Here is a 12,497-nt window from a genome sequence, read left to right as displayed (position 1 = left end):
AGCGTACGTGCCAGAACAGATCAACTGCGAGCAGCTTCTCAGGGGATTGGGGCAGTATCTGGCATGGCAATGCAGCTAGAATTGCGTCATGAATCGCGGGGAAAGCACCAGACTTCTTACCCCCAAGCAGGTCGGTGAGCTGTGGGGTGTGTCGGAATGGACCGTGCGCAGACACATTGCCAGTGGCGCTCTGCCCTACCTGAACATCGCGCCGCCTGGGTGCAAGAAGCCCCGTACGCGCATTCGGGAGTCGGACGCTGTGGCGTACATCGAATCCCTTGTTGTGGACCTGGCTTCCTAGGAGATCCGAACACAAGAAACCCCCGGCCTGTGCAGGTAGGCGCGGGGGTTTCTTGTTGGGAGCAGGAGAACGGGACCGGCTTGGCGTAGGAGTTCTCCGCACTCCCACTGTAGCTGGTAACTCATCTCCCGTTCGTGGCACCCTATGGACTGTCGGGTGGGAACACAGGGTGCCGTCGAGGAATCTCAGAGGATTTTCCTCACCCAAATCCTATCGTCGAGCAGCGACAATTCGACTTGTGAGTCATCTCAGTCAAGGGTTTTGGTGGGCCGTAGCCTTGATTGGGGTTGCATTTGCGCATTCGGTGTCTTATTCTCGTACACGTCGGAAACAACCGGCGCGCAAGACCTCACCGAATAGCCACCGGAGTAGAGGCTGTTCGTACTGCGTGCACTGACGCTGATGCGGTCACCGAAGTAGAGCTCGTTATAAAAGGCGGGCACAGTCGGAGACCTCCCTCCAGGGTACGCCGTCGCAAATAGTTCTCATTGGAATCAGATGAGAGTCGGCTGTGGCGGTGCGTGCCCTGTTCGAGGAGTCACAGTGCAGGAATTCTCTGGCGACAAGCTCCGCCAGTACATCAAGTCACGCGGTTTCTCTGTCAGCGAGTTCGCTGAAGCCATCTCCCGTCATCCCGGCGCGGTCTACGGGTACATGGAGGGACGCCGGAATCCTTCCCTTGAGATTGTCACCGTCATGGCGGGCCGCCTGGGCGTGAATGTGGGAGATCTCTTCACAGACACGGAACTCGAAAGTGCGGTCTCAGAGTTCTGCCGGGACATCATCCGTGCGGGCCTCGACAGTCTGGTGACTCCGGGCGGTCGTGAGGAGGCTCTTCTTCTCGAAGAGGATGGTTGTCCGCCGGTCAGCCTCCTGGCTAGCCGGGTTCCGAACATGTCCATGAGGGATGCCCACGAAGTGGTGCGGGCCGCTCTTAAGCGGCTGCAGGAGTCCCATCCTCAGCTTCGCCCGGACATTGAGAAGTTGTACCGGAGCGTGTGCGCGCCACTTGACCTTGTTCTTAAGTTTCATCAGAAGATCCTCGACGAAGGACTCCACAACCTGACGACGTCGCACTCTCTTCAAGAAAGCGAACTTCTCGAAGAAGGTTGGACGCCTGCTGATCTTCTCGTCGCCCGCGTTGACGATGCCTGCTCCTACGAGGAGAGCGTGGAAGTGGCCCTGCGAGCCCTCCTGTATCTCCAGGAGAGCGAAGGATCTCCTGCTCGCAAGAAGCTCACCGACCTGATCGACTGCCTCCAGCAGCGCTTTCAGCAAGACCGGCAGCGCCAGGACGCCGCTGGTGAGAGCCGCTGATGTCCCGGCAGACCACCCCGCCCCTTCTCGGGGGCGGGGCCTCCCCAGAGAACGCTGACACACAAGGCGGCGTTGTGGACGCCGCGCCCCAGCTCCGCCTGGTCTTCGAGGCCCTCGATGTCGAGGACCACATCGTCGCCCTGGTAGACGCCGCCCCGCCCCTCAAGCCATGGCAGCGGGACCGGCTCGCCGTCATCTTCCGGGAGGCGGCATGAACGAGAGCCTGATCGCCGAGGCCAGGAAGCTGGTCGAGGACCTCGCTGCCCAGTCAGCACGCGAGCGGGAGTTGTTCGAGACGGCCTACCGGCTTGGCTTCGCGTCCGGCGAGGAGGTCGGCTACAGGCGGGCTCACGTTGAGATGGCCGCAGAGTGGAGCCAGGTGGCCGCCCGTGTTAAGGCGTTGGGGAAGGAGAAGTCGCCGGCTCAGGTTGAGCTGAAGCGTCTCCGCCGTGAGCCGGGTGGCGAAATCTACAAAGCTAGCCTGGCCAGGCACGGAGGCCGGGAGTACGGAGGCGCTGCGGGTGCCGGAGAGCAGGGTGCCGCATGAGCGCCGATCCGTTCAGCGGCCTCTTCGGCGGGGCCGAAGAGAAGTGTCCCCTGTGTGACGAGATTCCGTTCTACTGCCAGTGCGAGCCCGAGGATCGGCCCGTCGCGGAGGTCATTCCGATAGCCCCCTCATCGCCTGCCGCCAATGAGCCGGTGGTTCTTGGCGTCGAGCAGCACCGTGGACAACTCCGCATGGCGCATCGCTTCATCCGGGAGCATGCTCGTGGGCTCCGACACGTCCACGGAATCGGCTGGCATAAGTGGGATGGGACCCGCTGGCTCCCTGACGACCAGCGGGTGGACCTGGAGGCGTGCGTCGTCACGATCAAGCAGGCGGTTCGCGAAGCGGACGGCCTCGCCGGGCAAGAAGCCAACGACCTTCGGGCCGACGTCCACCGAGTGGAGTCCGCATCTGGGGCCGAGGGCATGCTCAAGTTCGCCTCGGCGTTGGCCCCCATCTCTACCTCGCCGAAGTCCCTTGATGCGGATCCGTATCTGTTCAACATGCCCTCCGGCACGATGGACCTGCGTACGGGGGAGGTTTACCGCAACAGGCGGGACGACCTGATCACGAAGGTGGCGGGCGGCTCAACAGAAGACGCCTTCAGCGAGGAGTGGGAGGTGTTCCTCAAGCGCATTCTGCCCGACGAGGAGGTCCGCGCCTTCGTGCAGCGTCTCTTCGGGTACGCGATGCTCGGCAAGGTCACCGAACACGTCATGCCGATCTTCACCGGGACGGGAGCCAACGGTAAGGGCACATTGCGCGACGCGGTCCTGGCCGCCTTCGGGGACTATGCCATCGAGATCGACCCCGCGATGCTCATGGAGTCGAAACACGAGCGGCATGGGGCCTTCAAGATGCGCCTGCGGGGTGCTCGCCTGGCCTTCTGCTCCGAGACGGAGAGGGGGAGGCGGTTCGCCGAGGCGACGATGAAGCGCCTTGTCGGCGGCGATCAGATCGAAGCGAACTACATGCACAAGAACCCGATCACGTTCGACCCATCGCACACACTGATCATGCTGACCAACTTCCTGCCCAAGGTCTCCGGTGATGATCCGGCTGTGTGGCGGCGCATCCTGGTCGTCCCGTTCGACGTGGTCATTCCCGAGGATGAACGTGATGGCGAGTTGCCGACCAGGCTGAAGGCGGCTGCATCCGCCGTCCTCACTTGGACGTATCGGGGCTGGCTCGCCTACCAGAAGGAGGGGCTCAACCCTCCTGACGCGGTGCGGGCTCGCACTCGGGCGTACCAGCAGAGCAGCGACACACTCGCCCGCTTCCTCTCCGAGAGGACGTATGCCACGCAGGCCGGACGAGTTAAGGCCCGAGACCTCTTCGCTGCCTGGTCGGCCTGGTGCCAGGCCAGCGGCGAGGAGCCGGGCAGTGAGGTGGCCTTCGCCGACTCAATGGCCACTCGCGGCTACGAGAAGGTGCGCACGAACGCTGGGTTCGTCTACCGAAACCTGGTGCTGACCGTCGAGATCGAAGAAGGCCCCTGACCTGCGGGAGTGCAGGGTTGTGCAGGGTTTCCCGAACCTTCCCATGTGCGCGCGTATGGAGAGTTTCGGAGAACCCTACACAACCCTACACACCCCTTCTGACCTGCAGTTTTAACGGCAGCAAATGGCAACCAACACGTTACGGAGAGTGACATGGGTGAAGCTGACGAGATGGCCCGGTTCGACGGCGGCAAGCTCGATGGCGGCTGCAGGAAATGCGATGCCTACACCATCCTCGACGCCAATCACTATGGGAAAGGCGTTCACCGCTGGCGGGTCTACCACGACCCTGACTGCCCCGTCTGGCTGAAGCACTTGGGGCAGCTGTGATCACCGTCGAGTTCCTCAACGAGGCCCTGGAGCGGGAGTTCCAGTACCTCATGGGCTACTACCAGCGCAGCCGGAATGCCGTGACGGCTGTCCACTTGGCCGACATCTTGGCCAACGCCACCACCTTGTCCGACATCTACCGGGAGGCGTCATGACCACGCAGCCTCAGGTGGTCCCCACCTCCGGCATGGCCACCGCGTCCCTGGTGTTCGGGCTGATCGGCTTCTTCGGTGGCTGGTGCGCCTTCGGGCTGCCCTGCCTGATCGCCATCGTCTGCGGTCACTTCGCCTGGAAGGAGACCAAGAACGGCTCCAAGGCTGGGCACGGCCAGGCCGTCACCGGGCTGATCCTCGGGTATGTGATCGTGGTCCCCTCAGCTCTGCTCACCGTGCTCATCCTCAGCAGCATGCTCGGCGTCGGCACCTCGATGGTCGGGAGCTACTAGTGATGAGCCGGGCCGAGGAGCGCGTGCAGGAGTTCATCGAGGACGCTATGCGGCGGCGTGAGGGACGTAGGCGGGCGCAGGCGGAGTTCGCGGAGCGGCGGGCCCACGGATTGAAGAGGCGGCACGCGACCAAGCTTGCCCATTCCGGCCTGAACGTCGCGCCACAGACGGACGAAGAGTCGGGGGTGGTCCCTTGGCCTACCCCCGCCCCCCAAAGCGCCTCAGATTCGTGCACAGAGACCACGTGGAGTTGGACATGGTGAACTACCTGATCGTCGCCTTGAACATCGCCGTCCTCATTGAGTTCGCGGTTCTCCATGTGATGAGCCGGCGACTCATCGCCAAGACCAACCAGGCACTGGCCCAGTATGAGGCTGCCGTCCAGGCGCACCCGGTGGTCCGAGAGGCAGAACACCGCACCGGCATCACCTTCAAGACCATCAACAACTTGGATCGTCGGGAGGTGCGGTGAACGTCCTGTGCGACGTGTGCGGCTCCGAGGTCGCCGACCAGGCCCACCTGTGCTCCCGGTGCGGGTGGAGGCTGCGCTGGGACCTGGAGGACATCCCCGCCTTGATGGAGGAGCTGGAGGTGACGCTGACCGGCCGGGCACGGATGTCGGCCGGGGTGCTGCGGCGGTCCAGCGAGAGGCGCCTGCCGTTCCACATCGCCGCCTCGGACAAAGCCCACACCCTCAAGCACGTGCTCGTCTCGTGGGCTCGTCTGGTGTCCGATGAGCGGGGCGTCAGGCTCCCCGCGGACGACCTGGTCTCCATCTCCAGGTGGCTGGTGAAGCACGTCGAGTGGCTCCGCCACCACCCGGCTGGGGGTGAGGTGGTGGCGGAGGTCCACGACGCCGTCCAGGCCGTGAGGATGGTGATCGACCGGCCGCCAGACCGGCTCTACGCGGGGCCGTGCGATGCCTGCGGGATGCCGCTGTACGCACGCCCAGGGGACGCGGAGGTGTCCTGTCGGCACTGCCTCACCGAGGACGGAGAGCGGCTCTTCTACGACATCGCGGCTCGCCGTAAGTGGATGCTCGGGGAGATCGAGAACCTGCTCGGCAGCTCCTCGTACGTGGCCATGGTGGCGACCAGCGTGGGCGTGAAGGTGAGCAGCTCGACGGTGCGGATGTGGGTGAAGCGAAGAAAACTTGTTCCGCGTGAATACGCGCCGCCATTGAAGCCCGATGGACCGCCTAGACCGCTCTATCGAGTCGGGGACGTGGTGGCTGTGGCGATGGGTGTTGTTGTTGCAGCTTGACCAAAAAGAAGAAGCCCCGAGCATCCACTCCCGGGGCCTCCTGAAAGGTCATCCATGCACGATTATACGCCTCAGGACGAAAACTTCTGTCTCCCAGGCATAACTTCGTCTCCGTTCGACCAAATTCGTCGAGTCGATGAAGACGGAGAGTACTGGCTTGCCCGTGAGCTTCAAGCAGTCATGGGGTACTCCCGCTGGGAAGACTTCTCGATCGTCACCCATAAGGCCCTCACGTCTCTAGCCATCATCCAGGGAGAACCCGCAGCTCAGCATCATTTTCGGCGTGTGCCGAAAACGATCCAGATGCCCAAAGGCGCACAACGGAGAGTTCTGGACTGTCGCCTCACCAGATTCGCTGCCTACCTTACGGCCATGGCAGGCGACCACAGCAAGGCATCCGTAGCAGAGGCCAGGATCTACTTTGCCGTCAAGGCGCGTGAGGCTGAGGTCGCCCAACAAGCACATCAGCAGCCCATGTCGGACATCGAGATCGCCCACCAGTTCGCTGATCTCGCCCAACGACACCTGGCCGTTGTTCTTGAGAAGCAACAGCTTCGTGAAGAACTCGACGTAGCTCAGCCCAAGGCCGACTCCTGGGACCTGCTGGCCAGCTTGACATCGGTGACCGGTGTGACGCACTATGCGACTAGCCTAACGATCAGTGTCGGAAGAGCCTGGTTCTGCACCGGGCTCTTCGTCTTGTGACGGCTTGGCTTGCCCGCCGAAGGCAGGCGGACGATTCTCAAACTCCGCAGCGAAACTTCGTTCGCGCTCCTTCTCGCGTTCCCTCTCCTGCAGTTCCCGGATCTCCTCATGGATGTCGATCTGGTCGCGCACCGTGGAAAGAGCGTTCTGAGCTACGTCTGACAGCTCTCCTGGTGGCTCTCCGCGACTGATCCGCCCTAGAAGAACGCGGGCGTCATGAGCCACACGATCGCGGGTATATGATTCGGCCCCGCCGATCTCCTTCCACCAGAAGTCCGCGAAGTACAACACGGTATGGATCTCATCGAGCCGCTTCCTAATGGCTTCATCGGAGAACTCGTCGATGGCCAATTGGAACTGAAGGAGTAGGGCATCCCGCTCCTTCTTCCACGCCTTGTCGTCTTCTTTGGGAGGCCAGTCTTCTGGCTTTGGCCGAGGGCGACGGCGCAGGGTCGCACGAAAGTCCCGCACCTCAACGGCCTGACTGGGCTTGGGTCTCAGTTGGATCAACTTGACGATGGCCTTCCGGGCGCTGAGCACAGCGGTGCGCTCGCGTTCCTGGTCCCGCGCCTCGCGAGCAAGCTGGACCTGGTTACGTTGCGACCACCGCGCGCTGAGAAGAGAGGCCGTGCTGCCGATGAGGGCACCGGCTAGGGCGAACAATCCGGGGATGACCTGAGCCCAGTTCACCCCCTGACTATCGTCGCGAGAGCGCAGCGGCGCCAGGGGAGTTCGAGAACTTGGCGGACGTGGAGACCGCTCCGTCGCTACGCTCCCGGGCATGGCGGACCTCGGCTTACTACAGGCGTGGGACATGTGGTGGGACAACGTCCAGGTGAACCAGCACACGCTGCACGGGTGGTCGATCCTGGCGCTAGGGCGAGCAGGCAAGGTGATCGCCTTCCTGGCGGGTATGACCATTGTCCTGGACGTGATCGGTCCGGAACGTTTACGCAACTTCTCTGCCCGCTACAGGAAGTCCGACAAAGACAAGTTGCGCCATAAGGCCCTTGCGGCTGGGCTATGTGTAGCGATGGCAGTGACATCCGTTCCGGCCTTTATTGTGTTCTGGATGACAAATGATGATCCTCCGTCGAAGCATCTGGCGGTGGCCCAGATATGGATTGTCACTATTTTTATGATCTTAATCCCGCTCCTGTCTCCTGCTGCAGTTCGGATCTTCGTCAAGGTGATTGAACAGCCTAAATACGAACGCGCAGTGCGATGGTCGGCTATCGCGTTGCTCCTTGTCGGCTTCCACTTCGACCTGCTCGCCTCGTAGGCAACTCACGTTGACGTAGGAGGGTTTGACCATGGGTGATCGACGCCCCCCGGATCAGGTTGAAGACTCCCGCCACCGTCGCGCCGAGGTGATGCGGCTACGCCGAACCGGCATGACGTACGAGGCGATCGGTAAGCAGTTGGGAATCACCAAGCAGGCGGTGCACAGGCTGTACAAAACGACGCTCGCCGAGATCCCTGTGGAGGCTGTGGAGACGTACCGGGCCGAGCAGATAGAGCGCCTGGACGCCCTCTTGGTGAAGGCCAACGAGGTGCTGGAGCGACACCACATCACGGTCTCGAACGGCCGGGTCGTGACGCTGGACGGAGAGCCTCTGCAGGACGCCGGCCCACTGCTGGACGCCATCAAGACGGTGCTGTCCATCGAGGAGCGGCGTGCCAAGCTGCTGGGCCTGGACACCCCGGTGAAGCAGCAGCTTCAGACGGAGCAGACGATCACGTACGCGTTCGAGGGTGTGGACCTGGCCAGCCTGCGGTAGGCGAAGAGCCCGACCGGGGCCTTAATCCAGCCGGGCTCTCGTCCTACCTACCGTTCAGGTGGTAGTGATCCCGTACGAACTCATAAGCGAGCCTTGCCGCCGAGATGGCTGCCGAGACTGTTCCCGGCACCCACCACCAAGGGCTGCGCTGCTTGTGGTCCTTCTCGGGTTCTTTCATGTGGCTTCCTCGCTAAAAGTCACACCACACGGCAGGAGCCTGTGGTGAAGGGTTCGTTGTTGCCTGCAACTAGCCAGAACCTTTAGCGGGTTTTGGGACGAATGAGACCTTAGTCGCTACCTGGCGATTCCTGTAGGAGAAAGGGATAATCTGCATCCCAAAGCTGGATATGTGTTCATCCGAAAATAGGTCAGGCTGGAGCCGCCATACTGGTGCGATGGCATGGGAATGGGTCGCTCCCGTGGCGACGGGAGTCAGCGGCGTCGTAGGCGTGGTCTTCACCTGGTACGCAGGACACCAGGGGCGAAAGCACGCAGAGAAGGTGGCACAGCAGGGCACGGCCAGTCAGCTCGCCCTGGCGAGAGAAGCTCGCCGTGCTGAGGTCTACTCGGAGATCTCCACGCTCCAGGCCACGCTTCACGCCATGCTTCGTGAGGAATACAGCGTCAAACCGTTGCCAATCGTCTCCGCGCCCGAGAGAGAACAGCTCGTCCGGCAGATTATCTCCGGCACCGCGAGAATCAGCATTTATGGGTCCGAGGCTGTGCAGCAGGCTTTCATCGCCTGGACTGCCAAGGCGATGAACCTTCTCAACCAAGGCGACGATATCGAACAGAGTGCCGCGCTGAAAGAATTGGACGACGCCACCGCACGGCTCCGCTGGCAGATGAACAAGGAGTTGACCTCCTAGCCGCTCGCATGCCCGCAGAGCGCCGAGCCCCGAACCGGACGAACCGGCCGGGGCTCTTTGCTACCTCCAGCGGAGGAAGTGGTGATCGCGAAGGACCTCGTAGGCAAGCCTCGCGAATGAGGCGACAGCCGCCGCAGTCCCCGGGAGCCACCACCACCGGCTCCGCTTCACCTTCTCTTCCGGGTGCATAGCGTTCTGATCTTCGTCCCTTCCCGAGCCGAGGCCGATTCTCGTACCCCGCACTCGGGGGTGCACGGGGGATGCGGGCTCGGCAGGGGTGCACAGGAAGCGAAGTGCAAACCGCTTAGCGCCGGTATGGAACGTTACGGTGAGATATCGGCGCATGGCTCGAAATTACGTTTGATGCATGCCCCAAAGCGGACCTATGCGTCGTGCCGAAAGGCGGTGGCTTCATGAGCATCGCCCTGCGGCATCACTACCGGCCACGAGGTGTGGCCTCGTCCCTCTTCGACTGCCGGGCTCCCGAGGTCCTGCTCTCCGGTCCTGCGGGCACGGGCAAGTCCCGAGCCTGCCTGGAGAAGCTGCACCTCATGGCCCTGCTGAACCCTGGGATGCGGGGCCTGATCGTCAGGAAGACGGCGGTGTCGCTCAGCTCCAGCGGCCTGGTGACCTTCCGCGAGCACGTCGCCAAGGAGTCCTTGGCCGCTGGTGATGTGGCCTACTACGGCGGATCGGCCCAGGAGGCGAAGTCGTACCGGTACACCAACGGCAGCGTCATCGTGATCGGTGGCATGGACAAGGCCACGAAGATCATGTCATCCGAGTACGACGTGGTGTACGTCCAGGAGGCCATCGAGCTGACCGAGGACGACTGGGAAGCGATCACCACCCGCCTGCGCAACGGCAAGGTCAGCTTCCAACAGCTGATCGCCGACACCAACCCCTCGGTGCCGACCCACTGGCTGAAGGTCCGGTGCGACCGTGGGGACACGGTGATGCTCGACTGCCGCCACGAGGACAACCCCGTCCTGTTCGACGACGACGGCCAGCTCACGCCGGTCGGCCGTGACTACATCGGCAAGCTGGACAAGCTCACTGACGTACGGCACGCCCGTCTGCGGAAGGGCCTGTGGGTTGCTGCCGAGGGCCTGATCTACGAAGACTTCGACCCCGCCCTCCACCTGCTGGACCGCTTCCCCATCCCGGAGCAGTGGACGCGCTGGTGGACGGTGGACTTCGGCTACACCAACCCCTTCGTGCTGCAGTGCTGGGCCGAGGATCCCGACGGCAGGCTGTACCTGTACCGCGAGCTGTACATGAGCCGGCGAACGGTCGATCAGCATGCTGCGGACATCCTCAAGGCGGTCACGAAGGACGGCTCTTGGTCGGAGCCGAGGCCGCGGGCCATCATCTGCGACCACGACGCCGAAGGCCGGGCGGTCCTGGAGCGCGAACTCGGCATGTCCACCGTGGCGGCCAACAAGAAGGTCGCTGAGGGCATCCAGGCAGTCCAGGCCCGGCTACGTCCGGCCGGTGACGGCAAGCCCCGCCTGTTCATCCTCCGCGACTCCGTGATGCGGCGCGACGCCGATCTGGTGGAGGCGAAGAAGCCGACGTGCACTGCCGAGGAGATCGTCGGCTACGTCTGGGACTCCACCCCCGGCAAGCCCCCCAAGGAGACGCCGGTCAAGGAGAACGACCACGGCATGGACGCCCTGCGCTACCTCGTAGCCGACCGTGATCTCGGCGCACGACCACGACTTCGCTTCCTGTGAGGAGGGGCTATGTCCAAGAGCGTGCTCTCCCGCCTGGCTCCGGCTGTGCCGATCCTCCTCGTGATCGCCGGGCTCGCCCTGCTGTCGGCCGCTGCCTGGACCATCGCCGCCCCGGCCGGGCTCGCTGTCGCCGGGTTGTCGGCCTTCGTCCTGGAATGGCGCATCACTGGGGGAGGTAAGCCTTGAGATCCCTGATCTCCGGCGTCGCCAGCCTGATCAACCGGGCTCCCATCCCCTACACCGGACGTTCCCGCACTCCGATGCCGTTCATGCAGAGCAACAGCACCGAGGCGCAGCTTGAGGCGATGGGCGCGGTCGGCACGCTCTTCGCGATCGTTCACCGGACCAGCAACGCCACGTCGCAGGTGAACTGGCGCCTGTGGCGTAAGGCCGCCTCTGGCAAGCCCGAAGATCGGGTCGAAGTCACGCGGCACCTCGCCCTCGACGTTCTCAACCGGCCGAACCCGTTCATGACTCGGCAGGAGTTCATCGAGACCTTCCAGCAGCACCTGGACCTGACAGGCGAGGGCTGGTGGGTGATCGGGCGCGATCCGCGAGCTACCTTCCCCATGGAGCTGTGGCCGTTACGTCCCGATCGCATGGAGCCGGTCCCCGACCCCACAAAGTTCCTCGCGGGCTACGTCTACTTCGGCCCGGACGGCGAAAAGGTACCGCTGGACCTCAACCAGGTCATTCAGCTACGCATGCCGAATCCGCTCGATCCGTATCGCGGCATGGGGCCGGTGCAGTCGATCCTCACCGACCTGGACTCGACCAGGTACAGCGCCGAGTGGAACCGCAACTTCTTTGCCAACTCGGCCGAGCCGGGCGGGATCATCGAGGTGGATCGCCGGCTCGGCGATGACGAGTTCGACGAGCTGCGGGAACGCTGGAACGAGCAACATCGCGGCATCGCCAACGCCCACCGTGTGGCCATCCTGGAGCAGGGCAAATGGGTGGACCGCAAGTTCACTCAGCGAGACATGCAGTTCACCGAGCTGCGCAATGTCTCGCGCGAGATCATCCGTGAGGCGTTCGGCTTCCCCAAGTCGATGCTCGGCACTGTCGATGATGTGAACCGGGCCAACGCCGAGGCAGGCGAGGTCATGTTCGCTCGCTGGCTTGTGGTTCCTCGCCTGGAGCGCATCAAGGCCGCGTTGAACGCCGAGTTCCTGCCCTTGTTCGGCAGCACCAGCCAGGGCGTCGAGTTCGACTTCGACGACCCCATCCCGATGGACCGGGAGATGGTCAACGCCGAGCGCGATTCGCGTGCGGGTGCGGCGAAGCTGCTCGTCGAGGCCGGGTTCGAGCCCAAGGGCGTGCTGGCCGCTGTGGGCTTGCCCGACATTCCGTACGTGGGTCGCCCCACACCTTCGGAGGCGGGCAACAGTGCACCGCAACGAGCAGGCTGAGAACCAGGAATGGTACGGACGCGTCGCCAAGCTGTATGACGCCCTCTTGGCCATCCAGGGCGGCGTCTGCGCCATCTGCGGGTCCGATGGTTCCCAAGACCGAGGCCGCTTCCACCTTGACCACGACTCCTCCTGCTGTCCGGGCCCGCGCTCATGCGGCCGGTGCGTCAGGGGTTTCCTGTGCGATCTCTGCTTCTCGGGGCTCAACGCGTTCGAGGACGACTCCGACCGGCTCACCGCCGCAGCCGCCTACCTGATCGCCCACAGGGAGCTGCAGCAGTGATCGCCATCA

General features: G+C 63.4%; 19 protein-coding genes. 18 read left to right on the top strand and 1 reads right to left on the bottom strand.

What is annotated here, in order from left to right; translation table 11 throughout:
* Window positions 1-88 precede the first annotated feature (88 nt).
* The 11 genes from ABD331_RS61005 to ABD331_RS23750 all read left to right on the top strand — a co-directional run bounded on the left by ABD331_RS61005 (window position 89) and on the right by ABD331_RS23750 (window position 6,407).
* Complete coding sequence (locus tag ABD331_RS61005; protein WP_425566023.1) at window positions 89-301, top strand: helix-turn-helix domain-containing protein; 213 nt, start codon at window positions 89-91, stop codon at window positions 299-301.
* Between the two features lie 543 nt (window positions 302-844).
* The gene (locus ABD331_RS23795; RefSeq protein WP_344478445.1) at window positions 845-1,618 is read left to right on the top strand and encodes a helix-turn-helix domain-containing protein; all 774 of its coding nucleotides are present in this window, start codon (window positions 845-847) and stop codon (window positions 1,616-1,618) included.
* A gap of 74 nt (window positions 1,619-1,692) precedes the next feature.
* Window positions 1,693-1,833 (top strand): hypothetical protein, encoded by a 141-nt coding sequence (locus ABD331_RS23790; RefSeq protein ID WP_344478441.1) that lies wholly within the window; start codon window positions 1,693-1,695, stop codon window positions 1,831-1,833.
* The gene (locus tag ABD331_RS23785) at window positions 1,830-2,165 is read left to right on the top strand and encodes a hypothetical protein (protein ID WP_344478437.1); all 336 of its coding nucleotides are present in this window, start codon (window positions 1,830-1,832) and stop codon (window positions 2,163-2,165) included. Before ABD331_RS23790 ends, ABD331_RS23785 begins: the two co-directional genes overlap by 4 nt.
* Window positions 2,162-3,664 (top strand): DNA primase family protein, encoded by a 1,503-nt coding sequence (locus tag ABD331_RS23780; RefSeq protein WP_344478433.1) that lies wholly within the window; start codon window positions 2,162-2,164, stop codon window positions 3,662-3,664. Before ABD331_RS23785 ends, ABD331_RS23780 begins: the two co-directional genes overlap by 4 nt.
* A 153-nt stretch (window positions 3,665-3,817) precedes the next feature.
* Window positions 3,818-3,994, top strand: coding sequence for a hypothetical protein (locus ABD331_RS23775; protein ID WP_344478428.1), 177 nt, complete (start codon window positions 3,818-3,820; stop codon window positions 3,992-3,994).
* Entirely contained in the window at window positions 3,991-4,149 is a 159-nt protein-coding gene (locus ABD331_RS23770; RefSeq protein WP_344478425.1) for a hypothetical protein, read from the top strand. Before ABD331_RS23775 ends, ABD331_RS23770 begins: the two co-directional genes overlap by 4 nt.
* A complete protein-coding gene (locus ABD331_RS23765) occupies window positions 4,146-4,439 on the top strand; it encodes a DUF4190 domain-containing protein (protein WP_344478421.1) in 294 nt (97 codons plus the stop codon). The genes ABD331_RS23770 and ABD331_RS23765 overlap by 4 nt, the downstream gene beginning before the upstream one ends.
* A gap of 256 nt (window positions 4,440-4,695) precedes the next feature.
* Window positions 4,696-4,911 (top strand): hypothetical protein, encoded by a 216-nt coding sequence (locus ABD331_RS23760; protein ID WP_344478418.1) that lies wholly within the window; start codon window positions 4,696-4,698, stop codon window positions 4,909-4,911.
* A 104-nt stretch (window positions 4,912-5,015) separates the two neighbouring features.
* A complete protein-coding gene (locus ABD331_RS23755) occupies window positions 5,016-5,702 on the top strand; it encodes a hypothetical protein (protein WP_344478414.1) in 687 nt (228 codons plus the stop codon).
* A gap of 54 nt (window positions 5,703-5,756) precedes the next feature.
* A complete protein-coding gene (locus tag ABD331_RS23750; RefSeq protein ID WP_344478410.1) occupies window positions 5,757-6,407 on the top strand; it encodes a hypothetical protein in 651 nt (216 codons plus the stop codon).
* Here ABD331_RS23750 and ABD331_RS23745 read toward each other — a convergent pair.
* Window positions 6,354-7,097, bottom strand: a complete 744-nt coding sequence (locus tag ABD331_RS23745; protein ID WP_344478406.1) for a hypothetical protein — start codon at window positions 7,095-7,097, stop codon at window positions 6,354-6,356. The two genes, ABD331_RS23750 and ABD331_RS23745, sit on opposite strands and share 54 nt — an antisense overlap.
* Before the next feature lie 91 nt (window positions 7,098-7,188).
* On the opposite strand from ABD331_RS23745, the gene ABD331_RS23740 reads away from it, so the two are divergent.
* The 7 genes from ABD331_RS23740 (at window position 7,189) to ABD331_RS23710 (ending at window position 12,488) form a co-directional block, all read left to right on the top strand.
* Window positions 7,189-7,689 carry a hypothetical protein gene (locus ABD331_RS23740; RefSeq protein WP_344478402.1) on the top strand — a complete coding sequence of 167 codons (501 nt, stop codon included), beginning with the start codon at window positions 7,189-7,191 and terminating at the stop codon, window positions 7,687-7,689.
* A gap of 31 nt (window positions 7,690-7,720) precedes the next feature.
* Entirely contained in the window at window positions 7,721-8,188 is a 468-nt protein-coding gene (locus ABD331_RS23735) for a helix-turn-helix domain-containing protein (protein WP_344478398.1), read from the top strand.
* 395 nt (window positions 8,189-8,583) lie between these two features.
* Window positions 8,584-9,057: a hypothetical protein gene (locus ABD331_RS23730; RefSeq protein ID WP_344478394.1), complete on the top strand. Its 474-nt coding sequence runs from the start codon at window positions 8,584-8,586 to the stop codon at window positions 9,055-9,057.
* A 413-nt stretch (window positions 9,058-9,470) separates the two neighbouring features.
* Entirely contained in the window at window positions 9,471-10,793 is a 1,323-nt protein-coding gene (locus ABD331_RS23725) for a phage terminase large subunit (protein ID WP_344478390.1), read from the top strand.
* Window positions 10,794-10,802: 9 nt separating this feature from the next.
* A complete protein-coding gene (locus ABD331_RS23720) occupies window positions 10,803-10,979 on the top strand; it encodes a hypothetical protein (RefSeq protein ID WP_344478385.1) in 177 nt (58 codons plus the stop codon).
* The gene (locus tag ABD331_RS23715; protein ID WP_344478380.1) at window positions 10,976-12,205 is read left to right on the top strand and encodes a phage portal protein; all 1,230 of its coding nucleotides are present in this window, start codon (window positions 10,976-10,978) and stop codon (window positions 12,203-12,205) included. The genes ABD331_RS23720 and ABD331_RS23715 overlap by 4 nt, the downstream gene beginning before the upstream one ends.
* Window positions 12,183-12,488 carry an endonuclease domain-containing protein gene (locus tag ABD331_RS23710; RefSeq protein ID WP_344478376.1) on the top strand — a complete coding sequence of 102 codons (306 nt, stop codon included), beginning with the start codon at window positions 12,183-12,185 and terminating at the stop codon, window positions 12,486-12,488. The genes ABD331_RS23715 and ABD331_RS23710 overlap by 23 nt, the downstream gene beginning before the upstream one ends.
* The last annotated feature ends 9 nt before the right edge of the window (window positions 12,489-12,497 follow it).

Origin of the sequence: Nonomuraea monospora (assembly GCF_039531895.1) — a bacterium.
In the GTDB taxonomy this organism is placed as follows: Bacteria; Actinomycetota; Actinomycetes; order Streptosporangiales; family Streptosporangiaceae; genus Nonomuraea; species Nonomuraea monospora.
The sequence above is the reverse complement of the archived record's forward strand: the minus strand, read 5'-3'. Positions and strand labels throughout refer to the sequence as shown.